The organism is Microbacterium pullorum (genome assembly GCF_014836535.1).
GTDB lineage: Bacteria > Actinomycetota > Actinomycetes > Actinomycetales > Microbacteriaceae > Microbacterium > Microbacterium pullorum.
Genome location: NZ_JACSQP010000001.1, coordinates 452,023 through 475,589 on the forward strand (window position 1 = coordinate 452,023; position 23,567 = coordinate 475,589).

The 23,567-nt window shown below is 69.4% G+C and carries 24 protein-coding genes; 11 read left to right on the forward strand and 13 right to left on the reverse strand.

From position 1 onward, the window contains the following. Position 1: 1 nt before the first annotated feature. The 3 genes from H9651_RS02225 to H9651_RS02235 all read right to left on the reverse strand — a co-directional run bounded on the left by H9651_RS02225 (position 2) and on the right by H9651_RS02235 (position 3,172). Complete coding sequence (locus H9651_RS02225) at positions 2–868, reverse strand: carbohydrate ABC transporter permease (RefSeq protein ID WP_191717448.1); 867 nt, start codon at positions 866–868, stop codon at positions 2–4. After that, the gene (locus H9651_RS02230; RefSeq protein WP_191717449.1) at positions 862–1,776 is read right to left on the reverse strand and encodes a carbohydrate ABC transporter permease; all 915 of its coding nucleotides are present in this window, start codon (positions 1,774–1,776) and stop codon (positions 862–864) included. Before H9651_RS02230 ends, H9651_RS02225 begins: the two co-directional genes overlap by 7 nt. Before the next feature lie 64 nt (positions 1,777–1,840). Beyond that, positions 1,841–3,172 (reverse strand): ABC transporter substrate-binding protein, encoded by a 1,332-nt coding sequence (locus tag H9651_RS02235; RefSeq protein ID WP_191717450.1) that lies wholly within the window; start codon positions 3,170–3,172, stop codon positions 1,841–1,843. A gap of 182 nt (positions 3,173–3,354) precedes the next feature. Here H9651_RS02235 and H9651_RS02240 point away from each other — a divergent pair, with 182 nt between their 5' ends. Then, positions 3,355–5,508, forward strand: coding sequence for a beta-galactosidase (locus H9651_RS02240; protein WP_191717451.1), 2,154 nt, complete (start codon positions 3,355–3,357; stop codon positions 5,506–5,508). Between the two features lie 153 nt (positions 5,509–5,661). Here H9651_RS02240 and H9651_RS02245 read toward each other — a convergent pair whose 3' ends face one another. Next, the gene (locus H9651_RS02245; RefSeq protein ID WP_191717452.1) at positions 5,662–6,384 is read right to left on the reverse strand and encodes a VIT1/CCC1 transporter family protein; all 723 of its coding nucleotides are present in this window, start codon (positions 6,382–6,384) and stop codon (positions 5,662–5,664) included. Positions 6,385–6,453: 69 nt separating this feature from the next. Further along, positions 6,454–7,527 (reverse strand): Glu/Leu/Phe/Val dehydrogenase family protein, encoded by a 1,074-nt coding sequence (locus H9651_RS02250; protein ID WP_191717453.1) that lies wholly within the window; start codon positions 7,525–7,527, stop codon positions 6,454–6,456. Positions 7,528–8,253: 726 nt separating this feature from the next. Between H9651_RS02250 and H9651_RS02255 the strand changes: the two genes are divergently transcribed. Next, a complete protein-coding gene (locus H9651_RS02255) occupies positions 8,254–9,105 on the forward strand; it encodes a type IV toxin-antitoxin system AbiEi family antitoxin domain-containing protein (protein ID WP_191717454.1) in 852 nt (283 codons plus the stop codon). A gap of 309 nt (positions 9,106–9,414) precedes the next feature. Here the strand turns inward: H9651_RS02255 and H9651_RS02260 are convergent, their stop codons facing one another. Continuing rightward, positions 9,415–9,855 carry a pyridoxamine 5'-phosphate oxidase family protein gene (locus tag H9651_RS02260; protein ID WP_191717455.1) on the reverse strand — a complete coding sequence of 147 codons (441 nt, stop codon included), beginning with the start codon at positions 9,853–9,855 and terminating at the stop codon, positions 9,415–9,417. 23 nt (positions 9,856–9,878) lie between these two features. Here H9651_RS02260 and H9651_RS02265 point away from each other — a divergent pair, with 23 nt between their 5' ends. The 4 genes from H9651_RS02265 (at position 9,879) to H9651_RS02280 (ending at position 12,208) form a co-directional block, all read left to right on the forward strand. Continuing rightward, positions 9,879–10,355 (forward strand): YbaK/EbsC family protein, encoded by a 477-nt coding sequence (locus H9651_RS02265; RefSeq protein ID WP_191717456.1) that lies wholly within the window; start codon positions 9,879–9,881, stop codon positions 10,353–10,355. Positions 10,356–10,433: 78 nt separating this feature from the next. Further along, positions 10,434–10,811 carry a nuclear transport factor 2 family protein gene (locus H9651_RS02270; RefSeq protein WP_191717457.1) on the forward strand — a complete coding sequence of 126 codons (378 nt, stop codon included), beginning with the start codon at positions 10,434–10,436 and terminating at the stop codon, positions 10,809–10,811. 84 nt (positions 10,812–10,895) lie between these two features. Beyond that, positions 10,896–11,378 (forward strand): pyridoxamine 5'-phosphate oxidase family protein, encoded by a 483-nt coding sequence (locus H9651_RS02275; protein ID WP_191717458.1) that lies wholly within the window; start codon positions 10,896–10,898, stop codon positions 11,376–11,378. Then, on the forward strand, positions 11,375–12,208 hold the full coding sequence (locus H9651_RS02280) for an SDR family NAD(P)-dependent oxidoreductase (protein WP_191717459.1): 834 nt from the start codon (positions 11,375–11,377) through the stop codon (positions 12,206–12,208). Before H9651_RS02275 ends, H9651_RS02280 begins: the two co-directional genes overlap by 4 nt. 131 nt (positions 12,209–12,339) lie before the next feature. Here H9651_RS02280 and H9651_RS02285 read toward each other — a convergent pair whose 3' ends face one another. Genes H9651_RS02285 through H9651_RS02305 form a run of 5 tightly spaced genes read right to left on the reverse strand, consistent with a single transcriptional unit; the run spans position 12,340 to position 16,409 of the window. Beyond that, positions 12,340–12,807: a SixA phosphatase family protein gene (locus H9651_RS02285; RefSeq protein WP_191717460.1), complete on the reverse strand. Its 468-nt coding sequence runs from the start codon at positions 12,805–12,807 to the stop codon at positions 12,340–12,342. After that, positions 12,804–13,151 carry a gamma-glutamylcyclotransferase gene (locus H9651_RS02290; protein ID WP_191717461.1) on the reverse strand — a complete coding sequence of 116 codons (348 nt, stop codon included), beginning with the start codon at positions 13,149–13,151 and terminating at the stop codon, positions 12,804–12,806. Before H9651_RS02290 ends, H9651_RS02285 begins: the two co-directional genes overlap by 4 nt. Positions 13,152–13,164: 13 nt before the next feature. Next, on the reverse strand, positions 13,165–14,436 hold the full coding sequence (locus H9651_RS02295; RefSeq protein WP_191717462.1) for a DUF445 domain-containing protein: 1,272 nt from the start codon (positions 14,434–14,436) through the stop codon (positions 13,165–13,167). 21 nt (positions 14,437–14,457) lie between these two features. Continuing rightward, positions 14,458–15,630 (reverse strand): acyl-CoA dehydrogenase family protein, encoded by a 1,173-nt coding sequence (locus H9651_RS02300; RefSeq protein WP_191717463.1) that lies wholly within the window; start codon positions 15,628–15,630, stop codon positions 14,458–14,460. Beyond that, the gene (locus H9651_RS02305; RefSeq protein ID WP_191717464.1) at positions 15,627–16,409 is read right to left on the reverse strand and encodes an alpha/beta fold hydrolase; all 783 of its coding nucleotides are present in this window, start codon (positions 16,407–16,409) and stop codon (positions 15,627–15,629) included. The genes H9651_RS02300 and H9651_RS02305 overlap by 4 nt, the downstream gene beginning before the upstream one ends. A 97-nt stretch (positions 16,410–16,506) precedes the next feature. Between H9651_RS02305 and H9651_RS02310 the strand changes: the two genes are divergently transcribed. Further along, positions 16,507–16,911 (forward strand): pilus assembly protein CpaE, encoded by a 405-nt coding sequence (locus H9651_RS02310; RefSeq protein ID WP_191717465.1) that lies wholly within the window; start codon positions 16,507–16,509, stop codon positions 16,909–16,911. A 6-nt stretch (positions 16,912–16,917) separates the two neighbouring features. On the opposite strand, the gene H9651_RS02315 is transcribed toward H9651_RS02310, so the two are convergent. Then, the gene (locus H9651_RS02315) at positions 16,918–18,123 is read right to left on the reverse strand and encodes an MFS transporter (protein WP_191717466.1); all 1,206 of its coding nucleotides are present in this window, start codon (positions 18,121–18,123) and stop codon (positions 16,918–16,920) included. Between the two features lie 342 nt (positions 18,124–18,465). Between H9651_RS02315 and nrdH the strand changes: the two genes are divergently transcribed. From nrdH to nrdF, 4 genes are read left to right on the forward strand one after another with little or no spacing between them, the layout of a single operon-like run. Beyond that, positions 18,466–18,699, forward strand: a complete 234-nt coding sequence (nrdH, locus tag H9651_RS02320) for a glutaredoxin-like protein NrdH (RefSeq protein ID WP_191717467.1) — start codon at positions 18,466–18,468, stop codon at positions 18,697–18,699. A gap of 50 nt (positions 18,700–18,749) precedes the next feature. Next, on the forward strand, positions 18,750–19,184 hold the full coding sequence (gene nrdI, locus H9651_RS02325; protein WP_191717468.1) for a class Ib ribonucleoside-diphosphate reductase assembly flavoprotein NrdI: 435 nt from the start codon (positions 18,750–18,752) through the stop codon (positions 19,182–19,184). A 5-nt stretch (positions 19,185–19,189) separates the two neighbouring features. Beyond that, positions 19,190–21,322 (forward strand): class 1b ribonucleoside-diphosphate reductase subunit alpha, encoded by a 2,133-nt coding sequence (gene nrdE / locus H9651_RS02330; protein WP_404802982.1) that lies wholly within the window; start codon positions 19,190–19,192, stop codon positions 21,320–21,322. Positions 21,323–21,368: 46 nt separating this feature from the next. Next, positions 21,369–22,343, forward strand: a complete 975-nt coding sequence (gene nrdF / locus H9651_RS02335) for a class 1b ribonucleoside-diphosphate reductase subunit beta (RefSeq protein WP_191717470.1) — start codon at positions 21,369–21,371, stop codon at positions 22,341–22,343. 193 nt (positions 22,344–22,536) lie between these two features. Here nrdF and H9651_RS02340 read toward each other — a convergent pair whose 3' ends face one another. Next, a complete protein-coding gene (locus H9651_RS02340) occupies positions 22,537–23,481 on the reverse strand; it encodes an alpha/beta hydrolase family protein (RefSeq protein ID WP_191717471.1) in 945 nt (314 codons plus the stop codon). Between the last annotated feature and the right edge of the window lie 86 nt (positions 23,482–23,567).

Sequence of the window (23,567 nt, forward strand, 5' to 3'; positions counted from 1 at the left end):
CTCACCCCTTCGTGGCGCCCGCGGTGAGGTCTGCCCGCCAGAAGCGCTGCAGCGAAACCATGAGGGCCACCAGCAGGATCGCCGACACGGCCGACCCGGTGACGACGAGCTGGTAGAACATCGGGTCGCGCTGGGTCTGCGAGTTCCAGAGTGTGAGGCCGAGGGTCACCGGGAAGGTGCTCGTGTCGTTGAGCATGACCAGCGGCAGCAGGTAGTTGTTCCAGATCGTGACGAACTGGAACAGGAAGATCGTCACGAGCGCCGGCATCATCATGCGGGTGGCGATCGAACCGAAGATGCGCAGGTCGCCCGCACCGTCGAGGCGGGCGGCCTCGATGATCTCGTCGGGAACGCTGCTGTTGGCGTGGATACGGGCGAGATACACCCCGAACGGGCTGACCATGCTCGGCAGCAGCACCGCCCAGTAGGAGCCGGTGAGTCCCACCGTGTTGAGCAGGAAGTACAGCGGCAGCGCGATGACGGTCGCCGGCACCAGCACGCCGCCGAGGATGACGGAGAACAGCGCCTCGCGGCCGCGGAAGCGGTACTTCGCGATGGCGTAGCCGCAGGCGCTGGAGAGCACCATGGCCACCGCCGCGCCCACGCCCGAGTAGAGGATGCTGTTGAGCACCCAGCGGGTGAACGCTCCGCCGTCCTGCGTGAACAGGCGGGTGAGGTTCTCCCACGCCTGCGGTGTGTCGGAGAACCACAGGCCGAACGTGGAGAACAGCTCACTGGGCGACTTCGTCGCCGCGATCAGCACCCACACCAGCGGGAGGAGGAAGTAGGTCGCCGCGAGGATGACGACGGCGTTGACGGCGAGGCTGCCGGGGGTGAGCCGCTCTGAGCGCCGGGCTGTGTTCACCATGCTCGGTTCCCCTTTCGGTTGACGAGGCTGAGGAAGCCGAACGAGAAGGCGAAGCCGAGGAGGGCGACGATGACGGCCATCGCCGCGGCCAGGTTCGGGTTGCCCTGCGCGAACGCCTGGTTGTAGGCCGCGAGGTTCGGGGTGAACGTCGAGCTGATCGCGGTGGTCAGCGGACGCAGCACGAGCGGTTCGACGAACAGCTGCAGGGTGCCGATGAGGGTGAAGACGGTGACGAGGATCACCGAGGGGCGCACGAGCGGCAGCTTGATGTTCCAGATGATCGACCACGCCGACGCGCCGTCGATGCGGGCGGCTTCGTAGAGCTCCGAGGGGATGGCTTCCAGCGCCGACATGAGGATGATCATGTTGTAACCGGCGAAGCCCCACAGGGCGATGTTGGCGATGGCGAACAGCACGTTGTCGCCGGAGAGCGGGTTGACGTCGATGCCGACGCCTTTGAGCATCTGCAGGATGGGGCTCGTGGCGGGGACGTAGAGGAAGCCCCACAGGAGCGTGGCGACGACGCCGGGCACACCGTAAGGGGCGAAGTACAGCACGCGGAAGAAACGACCGCCCCACGCGCGACCCGAGTCCAGCAGCAGCGCGAGACCGAGGGCGGTGATCACCATGAGGGGCACCTCGATGGCCGAGAACACCAGGAGGCGTCCCAGGCTCTCCACGAATGCCGGATCGGCGAGGGCCCGGGCGTAGTTGTCGAAGAACACGAAGACCGTTTCGGGACGGCCGAGGCCGAGGCCCGAGCTCTTCGTGGCGAACATGCTCTGCACGAGGGCGTAGATGATCGGCGCGATGAAGAACAGCACGAACATCACGACGAAGGGGACGAGGAGGGCCCACAGCGCCGCGCGAGGGCGGCGTCGAGTGCGGCGAGGGGCGAGGGTGGTCATGGGGCGCTTTCGGCGAGGAGCGAGAAGCGGTGGGAGGGACCGGGGTCCCTCCTCCCGCGGGGGACTACTTGACGGTGATGCCGCGCTCTTCCAGTGCGGCCACGACGTCGGTCTGGGTGGCGTGGTACGCATCCACCAGCGGGGTGCCGGCATCGACGGCCGCCTTGACGTTGTCGGTCAGCGATGCGAAGAGGGTGGACGACAGCGGCGGCCACTTCCACGACGTGTCGACAGCGGCATCCGATTCGGCGAAGACATCCCAGATGTCCTGGCCGCCGTAGAACGCGAACACCTCGGGGTCGTCCTGCAGCGACGGGACCACACTGGTGTCGGCGATCGCGGGCCAACCGGCACCCACCGAGGTGAGGATGTCGACGCTGGTCGGGTCGGAGTTGAGCCAGAGCGCGAACTCGGCCGCCGCCTCGGGGTTCTTCGTGCCCTTCAGCACGACGCTGGCCGAGCCGCCGGCCCAGGTGGCCGAGACGTTCTCACCCGCGACCCACTGCGGCATGGCGCCCACGGCCCAGGAACCGGCGGTGTCGGGAGCGGTGCCGCGCAGGATCGCGTCGGCCCAGGAGCCCGAGATCCACGTGAGCACGTTGCCGTTCTGGATGTCGGCGTTCCACTCGGTGGAGAAGTCGGCCTCGATCTTGACGAGGTCCTCGTCGATCATCTTCTGCCAGAACTCCACGACCGACAGGGTGGCCTCGCCGTCGATGTCGACGACCCAGGCATCACCGTCGGTGCCGAACCAGTTGGCGCCGCCCTGCTGAGCCAGACCGATCATCCAGGGCGCCTGGTTGAACGCGAAGGCCGCGATGTAGCGGTTGGGGTCGGAGGCGCGGATGACCTTGGCCGCCTCGTAGTACTCGTCCCACGTGGTGGGGTGGGCGAGGCCGAGCGAGTCGAAGATGTCCTTGCGGTAGAACTGACCGAGCGGGCCGGATGCCTGCGGCACCGCGTAGACCTGGTCGCCGAAGACGCCGGTCTCCCACTGCCACGGCACAAAGTCCTCTGCGGAGTCACCGACGTACTCGGTGATGTCCTCGAGGGCGTCGTTGACGAGGAAGTCGGGGATCGAGTCGTAGCCGACCTGCGCGACGTCGGCGGGGTTTCCCGCCTGCACGGCCGACAGCATCTTGGCGTAGCCGCCGTCGGGACCGGCGGTGATCGTCTCGAGCGTGACGTGGATGTCGTCGCGCGCCTCGTTGAACGCGTCGACGGCGCGGTCGACATTGGGCACCCACGACTGGAAGGTGATCTCGATGGGATCCTCCGCGGTGCCACCCCCGTCGGTCGAGCCGCCGCTGCATGCCGAGAGCGCGAGTGCGCCGACGGCTCCCAGAGCCAGCGCGGACAGCAGCCGCGTACGCCGAGCGAATGGAGTGATGGACATAATGCTCCCTTGCATGTGATCGCGCATCCTGATGGATGTGGTGCGATCTGAGCCTATGACTGACGGTGAGCACCGCGGCATGGCGAAAGCCGTGGAAGACATGGATGATTCACCGGTCGCCATAAACCCGGCGCGTCGCGGCTCTCAGTAGACTGGAGAGTCGATACCGACGAAAGGTCGACGTGCTCTCCACACCCCGTCTGCGCGTGTCCGCGCCTCCCGCCGCACCTGTCACCGACCTCGCCTCCGGCGATGTGCAGGTCACGAGCCGTTTCGTACAGGTGGGCGGTGAGCCCGTCTTCCCGCTGACCGGCGAAGTGCACTTCTCGCGACTGCCGCGCGCCCAGTGGGACGCGACGCTGCGGCGGATGCGGGCCGCCGGGATGACCCACGTGGCGACGTACGTGCTGTGGAACCACCACGAGCCGGTGCGTGGTGAAGCGTCATTCTCGGGCGACCTCGACCTGCGGGCGTTCCTGCAGGCGGCGACCGACCACGGGCTCGGCATCGTGCTGCGCATCGGCCCCTACGCGCACGCCGAATCACGTCACGGCGGGCTGCCCGACTGGCTGGTCGAGACCGGCGTCGCGGTGCGCACGGACGACCCCGCGTATCTGGCGGAGGCCGAGCGCTGGTACGCGATGCTGGCCGAGCAGGTGCGCGGCATCGAGTTGTTCGCCATCCAGGTCGACAACGAGCTCTACGACCAGCCGACGCACCTGCAGACGCTTCGTCGACTGGCCGAGCGGGTCGGGTTCACCGCACCACTGTGGGTGGCCACCGGATGGGGCGGCGCGGAGCTCCCCGACGACGTGCTGCCGGTCTTCGGCGGCTACTCCGACTCGTTCTGGATCGAGGCCTCCGACACGCGGGACCTGCGCAGCGAGACGAACTTCTTCCCATCCGCGCGTCGTGATGACGACGGCATCGGCGCAGACCACCGCACCGGCACCCCGGGCGCGGCCCGCGAATACGACCTGCCGTTCGCGACCTGCGAGATCGGTGCCGGCATGACCGCCGCCTACCACCGCCGGCCCGTGGTCACGGCGGCCGATGTCGACGCGCTGACGCTGGCGAAACTGGCATCCGGGAGCGTCTGGCAGGGCTACTACATGTTCTCCGATGGCCGCAACCCGCGGGCCGGGCTGCAGGAAGCGCATGCCGCCGGCGAGCCCAACGACTTCCCCGACATCTCCTATGACTTCGGGGCGCCGTTGACCGTTGACGGCAAGCCGCGCGAGAGCTGGTTCCGCCTGCGCCGTCAGCACCACCTGCTCGGCCGGTGGGGCGCGCAGCTGGCGACCATGCCCGCTTCGTTCCCCGACGACGCCCCCGACGCGCCCGACACCGAGGGGCTGCGCTGGTCGGTGCGATCCGACGGCGAGGCCGGGTTCGTCTTCGTCATCAACCACCAGCCCGGGGTGGCGCTGCCCGCCCACGACGGCGTGGCGTTCACCGTGGCGACCGATGCCGGCGAGGTCGCATTCCCCGCCGTCGACATCCCCTCGGATGCCGCGTTCGTGTGGCCGTTCGGGATGCGGGTGGGCGCGGCGACGCTGCGCTGGGCGACCGCGCAGCCGCTGACCGAGGTGGTCTGGCGCGGGACGCCGCTGGTCGTGCTCGGGGAGACGGCCGGCATTCCGGCGCGCTTCGACGCCGATGCCGACGTGCGCGAGGCGCAGCTCGACGGACCGGGCTCGCTGTACGAGCTGGTGCGTGACGGCGAGACCGTCGCCCGCGTGCTGGTGCTGTCGGAGGACGACGCACTGCGGCTCGGTGTACGGGCCGGGGCGGAGGGTGCCGGTGCCGGTGGCGCCGAGTTGGTCCTGGCCGATGGCGTGGTGGCATCGGATCGGGCGGAGATCTTCGACGGCGGCGACGGCGAGGTGGGCCGCCTCACCGATGACGGCTGGGTCATCGCCGGCACGGCCGCACCGCGTCGCGCGGACGTCGAGGTGAGCCTCGTCCGCCAGGCGGGGAGCCCGCCCGAGCGCCACGCCGCCGACAACGGCCGCGCGTCGATCCCGACCGACTGGAGCGGGGCCGCCCAGTACGCCCTCGACGTGCCGGACGACGCCGAAGCGACCCTGGTTCTCGAATGGGAGGGCGACGTTGCGCGCGCCTGGGTGGGGGACCGGCTGCTGTCGGATGCCGTCTACCGCGGCGAGCCCTGGCGCATCGGGCCGCACGAGCGCCGCGGGGCGCAGCACATCGCGATCGAGATCCTCCCTCCCCACCCCGCGGCCGACGTGTACATCGGTGCCGGTCGCGTGCCGACGCGGGCCGTCGTGGACGCGGCGCGACTGGAATCCGTGGGCACGGTGGCGTTGGGTTGACGTCGCCCGGCGGGTGGGCGCGCTGCGTCCGCCCACCCGCCGGCGGGCCGGCCGCACGGATGGCGTCGCTTGCGGGCAGCCGGCCGCGCGGAAGCTTCGTGCGCCGTCGGCTGCGCTGCCTGCGCCGGCGTCACCGTCACGGGCGACGAGCTGTCAGACGACGCCGGAGGTGTCGAGCAGCGTGCCGACGGCGAACGTGGCCGCCAGTGCCAGCGCACCGCCGACGACCGTGCGGATCATCGCGCGCCCCGGTGCCGCACCGCCGATACGCGCCGCGAGCGCACCGGTCACGGCGAGGGCGATGAGCACCGCGACGAAGGTGATCGGCACCCGCCACTGCGGCGGGGGCAGCAGGATCGCGGCCATCGGCAGGATCGAACCCGACACGAACGCGATTCCCGACGCGAACGCGGCGTGCCACGGGCTCACGACGTCGCCCTCGGTGATCTGCAGTTCGGCGTCCAGATGCGCCGCCAGCGCGTCGTGGGCGGTCAGCTCCTGGGCGACCCGGTGGGCGGTGGCATCCGAAAGGCCCTTGGCCCGGTACAGCCCCGCGAGTTCATCGAGCTCTTCGTCGGGAGTCGCCTGCAGCTCGGCGCGCTCCTTGGCGATGAGTGCGTGCTGGGTGTCGCGCTGGCTGCTCACCGAGACGTACTCGCCGAGCGCCATCGAGACCGCGCCGCCGATCACCGCCGCCGCCCCCGCGGTGAGGATGGGGCCGACCGCCGACGTCGCGCCCGCGACGCCCACCACGACGGCGGCGACCGAGACGATGCCGTCGTTCGCGCCCAGCACCCCTGCCCGCAGCCAGTTGAGGCGTTCGGCCAGCCCCTGGCGGTGCGGTTCGTCGTGCGTGGGTGTCGCGGGTGCGCTCATCTGCACACCTTAGGCAGGGGTCTGCGACGGGGAAAGAGTGGGTGTTCGCGGTGCGCGGTCCGCGTCACCTCAGGCGAGGGCGGACTGGCGGTCGCCGGCCGCGAGGCGTGCGGCTGCGAGCCCTTCAGCGGCCTCGAGCGGTGTGATGCCGCCGGTCTCGGCCTCGTCGTAGATGCGTCGCAGCGTGTCGCCGATGCGAGCGACGCGCGTCATGGTCTCGGCGCGGGTGCCGAGATGCTTGGCCTCCGAGTCGAGATAGATGACGCCGCCGGCATTCACGACGAAGTCGGGCGCATAGAGGATGCCGCGCGCGGCGAGGCGCCCGGCTCCCTCGTGCGAGGCGAGTGGGTTGTTGGCGGGGCCGCAGACGGCTGCGGCATCCAGGGTGTCGATGACCTCGTCGGTGAGGAGGCCCCCGATGCCGGCCGGGACGAAGACGTCGGCTGCGACGCGGTGCTCGGTGCCGGGCTCGGCCCATGCCGCGCCGAGTTCGCGCGCGAGGTGGCGCTTGGCCGGGTTGACGTCGGTGACGGTGAGGACCGCGCCTTCGGTGGACAGGCGCACCGCGAGGCGGCTGCCGACCTGACCGAGACCCGAGACGGTGATGCGGCGGCCGGCGACGTCGGGGGAGCCGGTGACGCGCTCGAGGGTGGCGCGCAGCGATTCGTAGACGCCGAGGCTTGTCGGGCCGGCCGGTTCGCCGGAGCCGCCGACGGCATCGGGGAGCCCCACGACGTGCTCGGTGCGCTCCGAGACGACGAGCATGTCGTCGGTCGTGGAGCCCACGTCCTCGGCGGTGCGGTAGCGGCCGTCGAACGACGCGACCGCGTCGCCGAGGTCGAGGAACGCGGCGCGGCGGCGCTCGGGGCTGAGCGCGGTGCCCGGTTCCAGGCCGATGACCGCCTTGCCGCCGCCGGCGTCGAGGCCCGCTGCCGCGTTCTTCAGAGTCATCGCCGCCGACAGGCGCAGGGCGTCGCCGAGCGCGTCGCTCCAGTGGGGATAGGTCCACAGTCGCGCACCACCGAGGGCGGAACCGAGGACGGAGGAGTGCAGGGCGACCACGAGGAACAGATCGCTGCGTCGCCCGGTCATCACCTCCACCCGTTCGTGACGGAAATCGGGAAGGGGCAGGGCAGGCGTCATCGCATTCCTCTTTCGGCGGGCCTTGTGGGCTGCACGGTGGACCCGCGGCTTTGCGGCATCCTGCCCCCATTGTGCCTCACGAGCCTGAGCGGTTCGAGTGCGTCGTCGCCCCGATGCTCACGTTCCTCCCCGTCGGAATTCAGGCGCACGTAACCCGGCCCCCCGTCGCGCCGCCGAACCCCGCCCCACAGCCTGAGTTCCGACCGCGCCGCGCCGCGTCCCGCCGCGCCGCTCCGCGCCGCCTCCTGCCGCGGCGCGCCGCGTCCCGCCGCGCCGCGTCGCCTCCTGCCGCGCCGCTTCCGGGATAGGACAACCCCGCGCCCCTGTCGGAATTCAGGCTGACGCTGATGATGTGCGGGCGCGGGGACTGAACGGGCCGCACTGCCTGAATTCCGGCGGCGGCGGCGCACGGACCACCGGCGAGTGCTGGCGCGCGTGCAGGGTGTCCGCCGCCACCGATTCCCCCGCCGCCGGGTCCCGCTTCTCGATGGCCTCGCGCCGCCCATTCTTGTGCCGTCCCCGTCGGACTGTTGCGCCGCACCGGCCCGTCTGAATTCAGGCCTACGGCGGGGGCGCGCGCCGATCGGGCTGCAACCGCATTCGCAACCTGAATATCGACCGGTTCGCGCTTCGCGCGATCCTCCCCAGGCCCGCGGGCGACCGAACCCTCCACAGAGGGACGTATTCGGGCGGCAGGAAACCTGCGGGTTCGGATAGGACGGAGGAATGCTCCGCGACCTCGATCAGACCGCGCAGCGCGTGCGCGTGTTTCGTCGCGGTGAACTGCTCGCAAGCGGCTATTCGCCGACCGGCCTCACCCGGGCAGTGCGGCGCGGCGCGGTGCTCCGCCCGCGCGGTGGCGCGTACCTGCACCCGGAGACGGCGCAGGACGTGGTCGATGCGGTGCGGGTGGGTGGTCGACTGGCGTGCGTATCGGAGCTGGCCCGGCTCGGCGTGTACGTCCGCGACAGCGGCGTGCTGCACGTGCACCTGTCTCACGGAGCCTCACGGCTGCGGGATCTGCCACGCGCCGCGCGGCGGCACTGGCGGCCGTTGCATCGCTGCCCGCACCCGGCCGACGCGAGCGTGGAAGTGTTCGACGCCCTGATCCAGGCGATCGGATGCCAGGACCCGGCCGATGCCGTCGCGACGATCGACTCCGCCCTGCACCTGCGCCTGCTTCGGGCAGACGAACTCGACGAACTCTTCCGCCACGTCGATGCGCGCAAGCGCCACCTGCGGGGACTCGTCGACGGTCGGAGCGAAGCAGGCACGGAGACACTCGTGCGATTGATGCTGCGCGCATTCAGGGTGACGGTGGATCTCCAGGTGGTGTTCGTCGGCGTGGGCCGGGTCGACCTGGTCGTCGACGACTGGCTCGTGATCGAATGCGACAGCCGTGCGCACCACTCCGAGTGGGAAGCGCAGCGTCGTGACCGCCGTCGTGACCAGGCGCTCGCTGCGCGCGGGTACTGCGTCTATCGGCCCATCGCGGAGGACATCCTCTACCGCCCGGAGTCGGTGGTCGCGGCGCTCCGCGGTCTATTGGGCCGGCCCCGTCGCCGCCCCACCCGCTGACGCCGCTCACCGCCGCGGGTCAGTGCGTCGGCGCTGCCTCGCGGCGTCGGTATTCAGGCGGCCGGCGCGAGAACAGCGGTGGGGAAGCCGGGCTGTGCCGCCACGCCTGAATTCCGACAGATGACGCGCGCGCGACGGCGCGGGCCGCCGCACCCCAAGGGCGGGGGAGCCGGCGTCGGAATTCCGGCGGTGGGTGGCCGTGGGGGGCGGGATCGAGTCACGGGGCGGCGGTGGCCTGAATTCCGACGGGGCACGGCAGCGCGGGGACGTCACCACAGACACCGTGCGGCGGACGGCGGGGCGCGGGAGTCAGGTAGCCCAGGCGGTCAGACGGGTGGGGGTGAACTCGATCACGGTGGAGAAGACCCGGCCGAGCTCCTCGATCGGCATGCCGTACGCGTCGATCGACTTCTCGTACTTCGTGAGGAACGGTTCCCGGAACCGCGCGAGGAAGTCGGACGCGCCGTCGGGGATGAGTCGCACATCGCCGTGGAAGATCGCGATGTCGTCGCCGAACCGCCCGCCGTCGAGATGGAGCACCGCCTTCGAACCGCGCCGCAGGTGCTGCGCCTTGTACGCCTCGGGTTCGCTGACGATGCGGAACACCCCGTCGTGCCAGAGGAACCAGACCGGCGCCGGATGCGGCGTGCCGTCGGCGGTCGTCGTGATGAGCCACATGATCAACTCGGTGTCGAGACGAGCGCGCGCGGCCGCGTGGGCGGGCTTATCGACGTCGAACACATCGTTCATGCCGAGACTCTAATGTGGGGGCTGTGACAGCGCACCTGCCCATCCGCAGCCGGCTCGTCCACGACGCACTGCGGGCGGCGGGCATCCCGGGTGAGATCGTCGTGCTCCCGGATGCCGCATCCACGGCCCCGCTGGCGGCCGCGGCCCTCGGCGTCGAGGTCGGCGCCATCGCCAACAGCCTCGTGTTCTGGTCGGACGGTGCACCGCTGCTGGTCATGACCAGCGGTGCCCACCGAGTCGACACCGCCGCGCTCGCCGCGCGCCTGGGCCGCGAGCGCATCCAGCGCGCGACGGCGGAACAGGTGCGCGAAGCGACGGGTCAGGCCATCGGCGGCGTCGCGCCGACCGGGCATCCTGCCCCGCTCCTCACGATCGTCGACGAGGCCCTCGCCGACCACCCCGAGATCTGGGCTGCCGGCGGCACTGCGCACACCGTCTTCCCGATGACCTTCGACGAACTCGTCGCGCTCACCGGCGGCGTGGTCACGAAGGTCGACTGACCCCGCGCCACGGCACGCCGCCGCGGCCCTGCACCCACCCCCTCTTGCACCTGCGCGGCCGGCGCGGAACGCTGAAGCATGCCTCGCGACATCACCCCGCTCGTCCGCCTCGAACTCGCCGGCTGGACTTCACTGTGCGACGGCACCGGCAGCGACTTCTACGGCTCGATCATGACCGACGACGCCGTCATGGTGCTCGCCGACGGCGTCGCCCGCGCCCGCGACGAAGTGATGGCCTCGCTGCGTGAGGCACCCGCATGGGGCGCGTTCGAGATCACCGACGAGCGGCTCGTCGAGCTCGGTCCGGATGCCGCGGCCCTCATCTACACGGCGCGGGCCTTCCGAGCGGCCGGGGGCCCGCCCTTCGTCGGAATCATGACGAGTGTGTACGTGCGCGAGGGCGGGCGGTGGCGCCTGGCGCTGTACCAGCAGACCCCGGTGCCCGACGGAGACTGACCTCGCCCACGCGGTTTGTCAACGGGGCGCGTGGCGCGCGGCGGCGAGGGTTGGATGGCCGCACCGACTGAAACGGAGACATCCATGAATGCCACGCCCGAGGAACTGGAAAAGCTGAACGACCTGCTCGGCGACTTCCGCTTCGCCATGGTCACCACCCGCGCCGCAGACGGCAAGCTCACCGCGCACCCGCTGACGGTGCAGGAGCGGGAGTTCGACGGCGACCTGTGGTTCGTCATCAACCGTCACGCCTCGACCGTCGAGCACATCCAGCGCGACCCCGCCGTGGGCATCGCGTTCAGCTCGAGCGACTCGTGGCTGTCCATCGCCGGCCACGGGCGCGTCGTCGACGACCGCGCGAAGCTTCAGCAGCTGTGGAACCCCGCCCTGGAGGCGTGGTTCCCCGAAGGGCCCGGCGACGACGACGTCACCCTGCTGAAGGTCGAAGCCGAGAGCGCCGAGTATTGGGACAGCCCCGGCGGCAAGGTCGCGAGCATCGTCGCGTTCGTGAAGCAGAAGGTGACCGGGGAACGCCTCGAAGGCGACAACGAGGACTTCACCCTGTGACCGGCGGCGAGTCGCGCACGATCGTCATCACCGGCGCGAGCGACGGCATCGGTGCCGCGGCCGCGCAGCAGCTGCATGATGCCGGCGACCGGGTGGTGGTGGTCGGGCGCGACCCGGCCAAGACCCGCGCGGTGGCCGAGCGGATCGGCGCCCCGTGGCATCTGGCCGACTTCGCCGAGCTGTCGCAGGTGCGGGAGTTGGCGGCGAGCCTGGGGGAGCGGTACCCCCGCATCGACGTGCTCGCCAACAACGCCGGCGGAATCTTCGGCGACCGCGCCCTCACCGCGGATGGTTTCGAGAAGACCTTCCAGGTCAACCATCTCGCCCCGTTCCTGCTCACGAACCTGCTGCGCGAGCGGCTGGTCGAGAGCGCAGCGGCGGTCATCCAGACCTCGAGCGTCGCCGCGCGGCGCTTCGCCCGCTTCGACATCGACGACCTGCAGGGCGAGCGGCGCTACTCCGCCAGCGCCGCATACGGCAACGCGAAGCTCGCGAACGTGCTGTTCACGAAGGAACTGCAGCGACGCTGGGGAGTCGACGGTGTGAACGCCGTGGCCTTCCATCCCGGCGCCGTGGCGACGAGCTTCGCGTCGGCATCCCCGGGGTCGTGGCGCTTCGTCTACACCAACCCCCTCTCGCGGCGTCTGCTGACTTCCGCCGAGACGGGCGGGTCGCGCTTGACGTGGCTCGCCCTCGGTACCCCAGGGGTCGACTGGCAGCCGGGGCAGTACTACGAGCGCAACCGCATCGGCCCCACGAACAAGGCTGCCGACGACCCTCTGCTGGCGCGGGAGCTCTGGGAGCGCAGCGCGGCACTGGTCGGGCTGTGACGTGCGGACCCGCCGCGGCGCGACAGCGAACAGCTGCGGCGCCCGCGGCGAGATCCGAACCTCAGGCTGCCGTCGCGTGCACCAGGATCTTCGCGCCGGCGCCGTGGACATGCCGCTGACCGCCGCCGCATTCACCGCGGGGTGTCGAAGGTCCACTCGTCGGGGTCGAGCGCGGTCGCGACGTCCCAGTCGTCCTGCCACCAGGTGAAGGTCGCCACGGCGCAGGTCGGCATATGGGCGATGTCGCCCGACAGGCGCTCGGCGAGCACGCTCATGCCCGGGTCATGGGCGACGACGAGCACCGAGGGCACGCCCTGCGTGGCGGCCACGCGCAGCAGTTCGTCGGCCGAGGCGCCGTAGAGATCTTCCCGCGCGATCGGCTCCAGCCCGAACTCGTCGGCGAAGAACCCCGCCGTGGAGCGTGCGCGCAGCGCGGTGGAGGTCACGATGACATCGGGGACGAACCGGGCGTCCGCCAGGCGGCGGGCCATGACCGGCGCGTCGCGCCGGCCGCGGGCATTGAGCGGCCGGTCGTGGTCTGCGAGCCCCGGGGGTCCCCAGTCGCTCTTGGCATGACGCACGAGACAGAGCCGGATCATGCATCCACCGCCACGTACACCCAGGCGCTGCGACCGCTCGCGAGCCTCACCGGCGTGCGGCGCAGGAGCGGGGTGACCAGGTCGTCTGCGGCATCCAGCTCTTCGACGCTGAGATGCAGCGTGCGCCCCACCACCTTGTCGAGAGCATCGCCGGTGTGACGCAGCCGCCGCTTCGGGACGGGGCCGATGCGGTCGACGAGCCGCGGGTCCGTCGCCGGTGCGGCTTCGGTCACGTAGCCGGGCAGGACGTCCTGTTCGGCGTGGACGACCCGTCCGAACGTGTCGAGCTGCAGTTCGTCCCCGCCGAACGCTCCGTAGCTGAACAGCAGCTCGCCCTCGCCCATGCGCTCAGGGTACTCACCCGACGAGGGCGTGCGCGATGGTGAAGATGAGCAATCCGGCGAGCGAGCCGACGACCGTGCCGTTGAGGCGGATGTACTGCAGATCGCGCCCCACCATCAGCTCGATCTTCTCCGTCGTCTCGGCCGGATCCCATCGCTCGACCGTTTCGGTGATGATCGACGCGATGTCGTGACGGTAGCGGTCGACGAGGAACACGGCGGCATCGGTCACCCACGTGTCGACTCGCCGCTGCAGGGTGTCGTCGGTGGACAGGCGCCCCCCGGCATCGGCCAGCGCCTCCGTCGCCCGACGGCGCAGGGCGCTGCCGGGATCGGAGAGCGACGCGAGCAGCCCGTTCTTGGTGGTGTTCCACGCCTCGGCGGCGAGTTCGCGCACGCGCGGCGAGTCGAACACGCCGCCCTTGGCATCCTCGAAGCGACCGATCGTCGCCGGGTCGTGCTGCAGATTGTCGGCCAGGCGCGCGAGGTAGCGGTCGATGGCACGGCGGGCGGGGTGGTCGGGGTCGGCGCGCACCGCGCGCACGAACGTGACGGTCTCCTTATAGAGGGTGTCGTCGATGAGGCGGTGTGCGAGCGAGGGCACCCAGCCGGGCAAGCGGCGCGAGACCAGGCCGTCGAACGAGGCACGGTTGCCCTCGAGCCAGGTGGCGACGGAGTCGGCGGCGAGGTCGACGGCGCCGTGGTGCGCACCGGCATCCACCAGTCGCTCGAGCCACCCACCCAGCGGCGGACCCCACTCGGGGGCGATGAGATGATCACGGGCGATGTCGGCGATGAGGTCCTGCACGTCGCTGTCGCTGAGCGCGCGCAGCACCCCGGCGGCCATCGCCGATGCCTCGTCGGCGACGCGTTCGGCGTGCTCGGGCCGGGAGAGCCATTCGCCCAGCCGCCGCGAGACGCTCATCGTCTCGAGCTTGGTGCGCACGACCTCGGCGGAGAGGAAGTTCGTCTCCACGAACTCCCCGAGATTGCGGCCGATCTCGTCCTTGCGGCTCGGGATGATCGCGGTGTGCGGGATGGGAATGCCCAGCGGATGCCGGAACAGCGCCGTCACTGCGAACCAGTCGGCCAGGGCGCCGACCATGCCGCCCTCGGCGGCGGCGCGCACGTAGGCGAGCCACGGCACGTCGTCTTGGAAGGGGAACGAGACCGCGAACAGCACCGCCATGAACAGCAGCGCGCCCAGTGCCACGCTCTTCATGACCCGCAGCCCGCGGCGCCGCTCCTGGTCCGCCGGGCTCAGCTCAGCGGTGGGCGTGGGAGACATGCCGTCATCCTCGCACGCGGCTCAGCCGCCGACGGGTCCGAGCCACGCGGCCGCGACGGTCGCGTGGGCCGACTCCGGGTCGGAGGGGTGGAAGAGTCCCGCCAGCACGTCGCGGTACAGCCGGCCGAGCTCCGCCCCGGCGAAGTACGACGAGCCCCCTGCGACGAGCACGGCGTCGTCGACGACGGCCTTCGCGGTCGTCACGGCGCGATGCTTCATGCCGCTCAGCAGCGAGAACCAGCGCGGGCCGTGGTCGACCTGCGCGTCGACGTCGTGGCAGAGGGACTGCAGCTGCGGCGGCAGCGCGTCGTAGGCGAGTGCCATGTCGGCCACACGCCAGCGGATGTCGGGATCGTGGCTGTAGGCGAGTCCGGTCTTCTTCGAGGTGCGCCGTGTCGCCGTGTCGACGGCGACCTCCAGCGCCCGGCGGGCGATGCCGGTGTAGACGGATGCCAGCAGCAGCTCGAACACGCTGAAGATCGCGAAGACGATCGGGTCAGGGCTGGGCCCCGGCGCGATGCGGCGCGCGATGCGCTCGGCGGGGGCGAGGGCGCCGTGCAGCTCGGTGGTGCGCGATTGGGTGCCGCGCATGCCGACGGTGTCCCAGTCGTCGCGCGTGACCACGCGGCCCTCGTGCTCCTCGGTGCGCGGGACGAACGCGTAGACGAGCTTCGGACCGTCGGGGGAGGTGGTGTCGAGGCCGTGGAGGCCCAGCTGCGTCCACACCGGGGCGAGGGAGGTGAAGATCTTGGTACCGGTGAAGGCGTAGCCGCCGTCGGCCTGGGGTGTGGCATCGGTGTCGCTGCCGAAGAGCACGAGGTCGTTGCCCGCCTCGCTGATGCCGAAGGCGTAGACCTCGCCCGCGACGGCGCCGGCGAGCACGTGGTCGAGGTCGGGGATGCCGCGGTCGTGCAGCACCTTGGCGACTCCCGTCCACACCAGGTGCATGTTGATCGCGAGGGCCGTCGCGGGGGCGGCTCCCGCGAGGCGCTGCTGCAGCTTGCTGACTTCTGCGAGACCGAGGCCCGCGCCGCCGAAATCAGCGGGGGCGAGCGCGGCGAGGTAGCCGGCGGCCTGCAGTTCGGCGAGGTCGCCGGTCGGGAAGGTGTTCTCGCGGTCGTGCGCGGCGGCGCGGGAGCGGATGCGCTCGAGCAGGTCGTCGGGGAGCAGGGTCGTGACGTCGAACTCGGTCATGCGAGCACCTCCATCAGGTGGCGGAGAGTATCGGCGGGCTTGTCGCGGTGCGGCGAATGGCCGGCGCCGGCGACGACCGACATGGTGATGTGCGGGTTGGCGAGCACGTCGCGCACGAGGTCGCCGGTGAAGATGGAGTAGACCTCCGGGTCGCTCGCGATGACGTGGGTTGCGACGCTCAGCCGCGCGGCGTCGGCGGTGACGTCCCACGCGGTGTTCTGGTCACTGGTCTGCTCGACGCCCCAGCGGCTCGCCTGCCGGGCGGCGAGGGCCTTGAGCTCCACGTCGTTCGGATGCCACAGGGGATGCTCCGCACGCACCGCCGCCTCGGTGGGGTCGTCGAACGCCCGCGTCTGGCTGTCGCGCACGACCGAGCGGTCGCCGTCGGCGAGCCGGATGCCGGGGTCGATGAGCACCAGCCGGCGCGTCCAGTCGGGGTGCGCCGCCGCGGCGACGGTGGCCGCGGCCCCACCGAGGGAGTGGCCGATGACGAGGTCCCACGGGCGGGCGGTGTCGTCGGCGGCATCGGGGGTCGCGGCATCCGGGGTGGTAGCTGCGACATCGGCGGCGTACGCGGCGATCGTGTAGTCCAGGGCGCGGGGCGCGGTGCCGTGGCCGCGCAGATCCACCGCGGTCGCGTGCCAGCCGAGGCCCGCCAGCGCCGTGCCGTACAGCCACATGAGCGCGCCGTTGGAGCCGAGGCCGTGGACGAGCAGTGCCCGGCGCGGGGCGTGGGGCTCGCCCCAGGCCTGCCGGGGGAGGGTGACGGGAACGGGCATTGCCCCAGCCTAAAGCGGGGGAGCCCCAGCGGACTCGGGCAGGGCGGACTGGGGCGCGGCGGCCCCGGGGTCGCCGCGGGGCGGCATGATGGGGAGGGTGATCTCCACAGACCTGGCACGGGAGCTGCGGGCGTCGGGCCTGGTGTGGCGGCCGCGCTCGGGCGACCGGTTCCAGCTGGACGAACCCGAGTTCGACGCCGACGTCTTCACCGTCAGCGACATGACCATCGAGCCGCGCAGCTACCCGACCGGGACGCTGCTGGCCTTCAACGGCACGACGGAGTGGGCGCTGGATTCGGTCGCGCTCGAGGACGCGCTGTGGCTGCCGTCCGAGGGGCAGCTGCGCGAGATGCTGCGGGGAGCCTTCCGCAGCCTCAGCCGCCTGCCCGACACGTACGAAGTGGAGATCGAGGTCGCCGGGATCCAGCATCGTTTCCGGCATCCGGAGCCCGCCGACGCGTACGCGCGAGCCGTGCTGTTCCTGCTGGCGCGGCTGGCCTGAGCGCGGTCAGGTGATGATCGACACCGGCTCGGTGTCGGGGATGGGGCTTGCGTCGCGGCCGCGGAGGTCGGGGAAGCCGCGCACGAACACGGCGGAGACGATCACGCCGAGCGCGGCGAAAGCGGCACCCGCGGCGAAGGCGCCCTGCGGGCCGATGTCGTCGATCAGGAAGCCGGCGATGGCGGAGCCGATCGCCGCGCCGATTAGCTGACCGGTGCCGACCCACCCGAACGCCTCGGCGGTGTCGCTGAACTTCACGCTCGCCGAGGTGATCGCGAACATCACCGCGAGCGCCGGCGCCACGCCGAGACCGGCGATGAGCAGCGCGCCGCCCATCCACCAGATCTCCAGCGACACCATCGCGAGCGCCAGGCCGACCGCGACGATCGCGAGGCGCCGGGCCATGGCCCACCGGCCGATGGGGATGTGGCCGAAACCGAGACCGCCGGCGAGACTGCCGATCGAGAAGACCGCGAGGACGAGACCGGCCTCGAGGCCGCCGTGGTCGAAGGTGGCGACGACGCCCGCCTCGACCGCCGCGGTCGCGCCGATGAGCAGGAACCCGGCGACGGTGGCCAGCAGCACGGGAGGCTTGGTCATCACCTTGCCCAGCGACCGGCGGCTGCGCGGGATGCGCACGCGGCCGAGCTCGGGGGAGACGATGAACCAGGTGCCACCGATCAGCAGGATCACGACGATGAGGAGGAGGCCGGGGACGGTGCCGGCCTGCGTCGCGACGAAGGTGATGAGCACCGGCGCGATGATCCAGATGATCTCCTGCAGCGAGGCGTCGAGGGAGAACAGCGGCGTGAGCTGGCGGGAGTTGACCATCTTGGGGTAGATGGTGCGCACGGCCGGCTGCACGGGGGGAGTGGCGAGGCCCGCGAGCAGGGCGACGATCATGTAACCGGGGACGGTCAGCGGCGCGAGGGCGAGGGTCGTGATGCCGGCCGCGCACACGAGCGTCGTGAGGATCAGCACCTTGCGCATGCCCCAGGCGCCCATCCAGCGACTGGTCACCGGTCCCGCGACGGCCTGGCCGACGGAGGTGGCTGCGAGTACGAGCCCGGCGGCGCCGTAGGAGCCCGTCACGTGCTCGATGTGCAGCAGGATCGCCAGACTCGTCATGCCGCTGGGGAAGCGCGCCGTCAGCTGCGCGGCCATGATGCGCGCCACTCCTGGAGTGCGCAGAAGATCCCGATAGCCCGCCACGTCTGTCAACGCTACCTGCGCGCGTGGCGACACGCCGTATCCTCCGTTCCACAGCAACTCCGATGTCGGAGGGGGTCCGTAGCGTCTGGCCTGTGGATGAATCGTCCCGCCGGCGGCGCGAGCCGCATGATTCAGCGCCTTTCGAGGCCTCGGGCAATCGCTCGTCCTGTGGATGAAACGGTGGACAACATGTGTTGTACCTGGGGAGAGCGGTGGAAAACTACACGGATGTAACTACTATCCCTTGTGGTGCCACCGAACGTCGGCACCCATATGTAGTATTGAGGTCCCGGCGCGGTCTGGCCGAGAACACCAAGGATTTTGAGGGGAAACACGAACGACATGGCGATCACGGTCTACACCAAGCCTTCCTGCGTGCAGTGCAACGCGACCTACCGGGCACTGGACTCCAAGGGCATCGAGTACGAGATCCTGGACCTCTCCGAAGACGCTGCGGCGCTCGAGCGCGTGAAGTCGCTGGGCTACCTGCAGGCGCCGGTCGTCGTCACCGACGAGGACCACTGGTCGGGCTTCCGCCCCGACAAGATCGACGAGCTCGCTTCGCGCCTGGCCTGACGGTCTCGACGCGCGGCGCACCACGGCTGCGATCGGGAAAGGAGGTGGACATGCATATGACGGCGACCCGAGCACCACTGCTCGTCTACTTCTCGAGCCTGTCCGGCAACACCGCGAAGTTCGTGGCGAAGCTGGGCCTCCCGGCCGTGCGCATCCCGCTGCGCTCCTCAGAGCCCGCGCTCACGATCGACGAGCCCTTCGTCCTGGTCACCCCCACCTACGGGGGCGGTCAGGGCAGGGGTGAGGAGAAGGGTGCGGTACCCAAGCAGGTGATCCGGTTCCTCAACGACGAGAACAACCGGCGCCTGATCCGCGGAGTCATCTCCGCGGGCAACACCAACTTCGGCGCGGCGTTCTGCCTCGCCGGTGACATCATCAGCCGCAAGTGCAACGTGCCGCATTTGTACCGGCTAGAACTCTTCGGCACGCCGGAAGACGTCGATCGCGTGAGCGAAGGACTGGAGCAATGGTGGAAACAGCACTGACCGACATGGGTTTCAAGAGCGACGAGCGATTCGAGGGCATGGACTACCATGCGCTCAACGCGATGCTCAACCTCTACGGCCCGGACGGCAAGATCCAGTTCGACGCCGACAAGCGTGCCGCGCGGGAGTTCTTCCTGCAGCACGTCAACCAGAACACGGTGTTCTTCCACTCCCTCAAGGAGCGCCTGGACTACCTCGTGGAGAAGGAGTACTACGAGCCGGCCGTGCTCGAGAAGTACTCGTTCGAGTTCATCAAGCAGCTCAATGACTTCGCCTACGACAAGAAGTTCCGCTTCGAGACGTTCCTCGGCGCGTTCAAGTACTACACCAGCTACACGCTGAAGACCTTCGACGGCAAGCGCTACCTCGAGCGCTTCGAGGACCGCGTCGTCATGACCGGTCTCGCCCTCGCCGACGGTGACGAGAAGCTCGCGATGGAGATCGTCGACGAGATCCTCTCCGGCCGCTTCCAGCCGGCGACCCCGACCTTCCTCAACGCGGGCAAGGCACAGCGTGGCGAGCTCGTCAGCTGCTTCCTGCTGCGCATCGAAGACAACATGGAGTCGATCTCCCGCGGCATCAACTCCTCGCTGCAGCTGTCCAAGCGCGGCGGCGGCGTCGCCTTGCTGCTGTCGAACATCCGCGAGGCCGGCGCGCCGATCAAGCAGATCGAGAACCAGTCCAGCGGCATCATCCCCGTCATGAAGCTGCTCGAAGACAGCTTCAGCTACGCCAACCAGCTCGGCGCCCGCCAGGGCGCCGGCGCGGTGTACCTCTCCGCTCACCACCCCGACATCCTGCGGTTCCTCGACACCAAGCGTGAGAACGCCGACGAGAAGATCCGCATCAAGACGCTGTCGCTGGGTGTCGTCATCCCCGACATCACCTTCGATCTCGCCAAGAACGACGAGGACATGTACCTGTTCTCGCCGTACGACGTCGAGAAGGTCTACGGCGTGCCGTTCGGTGACATCTCGGTGACCGAGAAGTACCGCGAGATGGTCGATGACCCGCGCATCAAGAAGACGAAGATCAACGCGCGCGAGTTCTTCCAGACCCTCGCCGAGATCCAGTTCGAGTCGGGCTACCCGTACATCATGTTCGAGGACACGGTGAACAAGGCCAACCCGATCAAGGGCCGGATCAACATGTCCAACCTCTGCAGCGAGATCCTGCAGGTGAACACCCCGACGACGTTCAACGAAGACCTGTCCTACGACCAGATCGGCAAGGACATCTCGTGCAACCTCGGCTCGCTCAACATCGCCCTGGCGATGGACGGCGGCAACCTGGCCAAGACCGTCGAGACCGGCATCCGCGCGCTCACGGCCGTGAGCGATCAGAGCCACATCGGCTCCGTGCGCTCGATCGAGGACGGCAACGACCGCTCTCACGCGATCGGCCTGGGGCAGATGAACCTGCACGGGTACCTCGCCCGCGAGCACGTGTACTACGGGTCCGAAGAGGGCCTGGACTTCACGAACATCTACTTCTACACGGTGCTGTTCCACGCCCTCGAGGCGTCGAACAAGATCGCCATCGAGCGGGGCGTGGCCTTCGAAGGCTTCGCCGACTCGACGTACGCCTCGGGCGAGTTCTTCGACAAGTACATCGAGCAGGAGTGGATGCCGCAGACCGAGAAGGTCCGGCAGATGTTCGCCGGCATCCCGATCCCCACGCAGGAGGACTGGGTGCGCCTGAAGGCGTCGATCCAGCAGCACGGCATCTACAACCAGAACCTGCAGGCCGTGCCGCCGACCGGCTCGATCTCGTACATCAACAACTCGACGAGCTCGATCCACCCGATCGCGTCGAAGATCGAGATCCGCAAGGAAGGCAAGCTCGGGCGCGTCTACTACCCGGCGCCGTTCATGACGAACGAGAACCTGGAGTACTACCAGGACGCGTACGAGATCGGCTACGAGAAGGTCATCGACACCTACGCCGCGGCGACGCAGCACGTCGACCAGGGCCTGTCGCTGACGCTGTTCTTCAAGGACACCGCCACCACCCGCGACATCAACCGCGCGCAGATCTACGCGTGGCGCAAGGGCATCAAGACCATCTACTACATCCGCCTGCGTCAGCTTGCCCTCGAGGGCACCGACATGGCCGAATGCGTCTCCTGCATGCTGTGACCGCGGTCACCGGCGAGCGTAGAGACGAAACGAAGAGGACATCGACATGAGCGAGAAACTGCCGCTGCTGAACCACGTGCAGGCGATCAACTGGAACCGCATCGAGGACGACAAGGACCTCGAGGTCTGGAACCGCCTGGTGAACAACTTCTGGCTGCCCGAGAAGGTGCCGCTGTCCAACGACATCCAGTCGTGGAACACGCTCACCCCCGACGAGCAGACCCTCACGATGCGGGTGTTCACCGGACTCACGCTGCTGGACACGATCCAGGGGACGGTGGGCGCCGTCTCGCTCATCCCCGATGCGATCACCCCGCACGAGGAGGCCGTCTACACGAACATCGCGTTCATGGAGTCGGTGCACGCCAAGAGCTACTCGTCGATCTTCTCGACCCTGTGCTCGACGAAGGAGATCGACGAGGCGTTCCGCTGGTCGGTGGAGAACCCGAACCTTCAGAAGAAGGCTCACATCGTCATGGACTACTACCGTGGCGACGAGCCGCTCAAGCGCAAGGTGGCATCCACCCTGCTCGAGAGCTTCCTGTTCTACTCGGGCTTCTACCTGCCGATGCACTGGTCGTCGCGGGCGAAGCTCACCAACACCGCCGACCTCATCCGCCTCATCATCCGTGACGAGGCCGTGCACGGCTACTACATCGGGTACAAGTTCCAGAAGGGGCTCGAGAAGATCTCGCAGGCCGAGCGCGACGAGATCAAGGACTACACCTTCTCGCTGCTGTACGAGCTCTACGACAACGAGGTGCAGTACACGCAGGACCTCTACGACTCGGTCGGCCTGACCGAGGACGTGAAGAAGTTCCTGCACTACAACGCCAACAAGGCGCTGATGAACCTCGGCTACGAGGCGATGTTCCCGGCATCGGTCACGAACGTGAACCCCGCGATCCTGTCGGCCCTGTCGCCGAACGCCGACGAGAACCATGACTTCTTCAGCGGGTCGGGCTCGTCGTACGTCATCGGCAAGGCCGTCGCGACCGAAGACGACGACTGGGATTTCTGACCTCCCTTCGTCTTGTCTGACATGGTGCAAAGCCATGGTTGAACCTTGCAAGAGCCGCGGAATCGTGCGATTCCGCGGCTCTTGCGATTTCTCCCGCCGCTCCGCCGCGGTTGTGCGCTGGTGTGATGTGTGGTTGGCAGGGGCTGTGACGTAGGCGTCACTGGACCGCTCGACCTCAGGTGCGCGGCACCCGTCACTTGCTGTCGGCGCGCCCGATCGGATCGGTGCTGTGACTGAATGCGTCGCGGCCAGCCGGCCAACTGTTCTCGTCGATGTGGAGCGCCGTGCGCAGGTAGGCAGTGGTCAGCCGCTGGATGAGGGCTACCCGGTCGGGGTTCTCGTCGGTGGTCTCGGCGACTTCATATCCGACGATCCCGCCGAGGGCGTGCTCGGCCCCGTAGAAGGTGAGGAGGTCGGTGGCGCCAGGGCTGTAGGTGTAGGCGTCGGTGAACCAGTCGGGTCCGCGGGTGGACATCTTGGACTGATCGTGGTCGCCGGCGACAACCAGCGTCGGCGTGGTCATCTCTTGGAATGAGGGGCGCATGAACGGGAAGTTCGCCTGTGCGAACGGATGCAGGTCATCTCCGCCCACCCCCGTCGCGGCGAAGAGGATTCCCGCGCTGACGCGACTGTCGGACATGTCCTCGCCGACCCGACCGGTTTCGTCGAAGATCCGTGCGCCGAGGAGTGACTGCGCCGTCTGTCCGCCCCATGAGTGGCCGGTGACGGCTATGCGACTGCGGTCGACGCGACCGGCGAGCCCGGGTACGGCGGCTTCGATTGTCTCGAGCTGGTCGAGGATGCGTGTGAGATCAGCGATGCGCTCGGTCCAGATCGTGGGGAACACGGGGTGGTCGAAGCCGAAACCGTTGCGGCGGGAGTCCAGGTGCGTGGGCTGGATCACGACGAATCCGCGCGAAGCCCAGAACGCGGTCAGTGGTGCGTACCCGTCGAGATTCCAGCCGTTGCCGTGGGAGAAGAGTACGACCGGGAGGTTGGTGCCCGTCGCCGGGGCGGAGATTCGTGCTTCCAACGGCACAGGTCGGTCGGGGGCGGCGAGCCGGACGGGGGCGGCCGAGAGGACCGGCGCATCGGCGCCGGTCATGCCATCCAGAGCGTCGAGGAGTGAGGAGAGCATGTCAGGTTCCTTCCCAGGACTGCGCTCTGCGATACTTTTTATCGGAGCGACGTTCCGCAACGTTACGGAACAATGCTCCGTAATGC

Coding starts and splice junctions, on each gene's coding strand:
- H9651_RS02225 (WP_191717448.1), bottom strand. CDS start 868: ATGGTGAACACAGCCCGGCGCTCAGAGCGGCTCACCCCCGGCAGCCTC.
- H9651_RS02230 (WP_191717449.1), bottom strand. CDS start 1,776: ATGACCACCCTCGCCCCTCGCCGCACTCGACGCCGCCCTCGCGCGGCG.
- H9651_RS02235 (WP_191717450.1), bottom strand. CDS start 3,172: ATGTCCATCACTCCATTCGCTCGGCGTACGCGGCTGCTGTCCGCGCTG.
- H9651_RS02245 (WP_191717452.1), bottom strand. CDS start 6,384: ATGAGCGCACCCGCGACACCCACGCACGACGAACCGCACCGCCAGGGG.
- H9651_RS02250 (WP_191717453.1), bottom strand. CDS start 7,527: ATGACGCCTGCCCTGCCCCTTCCCGATTTCCGTCACGAACGGGTGGAG.
- H9651_RS02255 (WP_191717454.1), top strand. CDS start 8,254: ATGCTCCGCGACCTCGATCAGACCGCGCAGCGCGTGCGCGTGTTTCGT.
- H9651_RS02260 (WP_191717455.1), bottom strand. CDS start 9,855: ATGAACGATGTGTTCGACGTCGATAAGCCCGCCCACGCGGCCGCGCGC.
- H9651_RS02270 (WP_191717457.1), top strand. CDS start 10,434: ATGCCTCGCGACATCACCCCGCTCGTCCGCCTCGAACTCGCCGGCTGG.
- H9651_RS02275 (WP_191717458.1), top strand. CDS start 10,896: ATGAATGCCACGCCCGAGGAACTGGAAAAGCTGAACGACCTGCTCGGC.
- H9651_RS02285 (WP_191717460.1), bottom strand. CDS start 12,807: ATGATCCGGCTCTGTCTCGTGCGTCATGCCAAGAGCGACTGGGGACCC.
- H9651_RS02290 (WP_191717461.1), bottom strand. CDS start 13,151: ATGGGCGAGGGCGAGCTGCTGTTCAGCTACGGAGCGTTCGGCGGGGAC.
- H9651_RS02295 (WP_191717462.1), bottom strand. CDS start 14,436: ATGTCTCCCACGCCCACCGCTGAGCTGAGCCCGGCGGACCAGGAGCGG.
- H9651_RS02300 (WP_191717463.1), bottom strand. CDS start 15,630: ATGACCGAGTTCGACGTCACGACCCTGCTCCCCGACGACCTGCTCGAG.
- H9651_RS02305 (WP_191717464.1), bottom strand. CDS start 16,409: ATGCCCGTTCCCGTCACCCTCCCCCGGCAGGCCTGGGGCGAGCCCCAC.
- nrdH (WP_191717467.1), top strand. CDS start 18,466: ATGGCGATCACGGTCTACACCAAGCCTTCCTGCGTGCAGTGCAACGCG.
- nrdI (WP_191717468.1), top strand. CDS start 18,750: ATGCATATGACGGCGACCCGAGCACCACTGCTCGTCTACTTCTCGAGC.
- nrdE (WP_404802982.1), top strand. CDS start 19,190: ATGGGTTTCAAGAGCGACGAGCGATTCGAGGGCATGGACTACCATGCG.
- nrdF (WP_191717470.1), top strand. CDS start 21,369: ATGAGCGAGAAACTGCCGCTGCTGAACCACGTGCAGGCGATCAACTGG.
- H9651_RS02340 (WP_191717471.1), bottom strand. CDS start 23,481: ATGCTCTCCTCACTCCTCGACGCTCTGGATGGCATGACCGGCGCCGAT.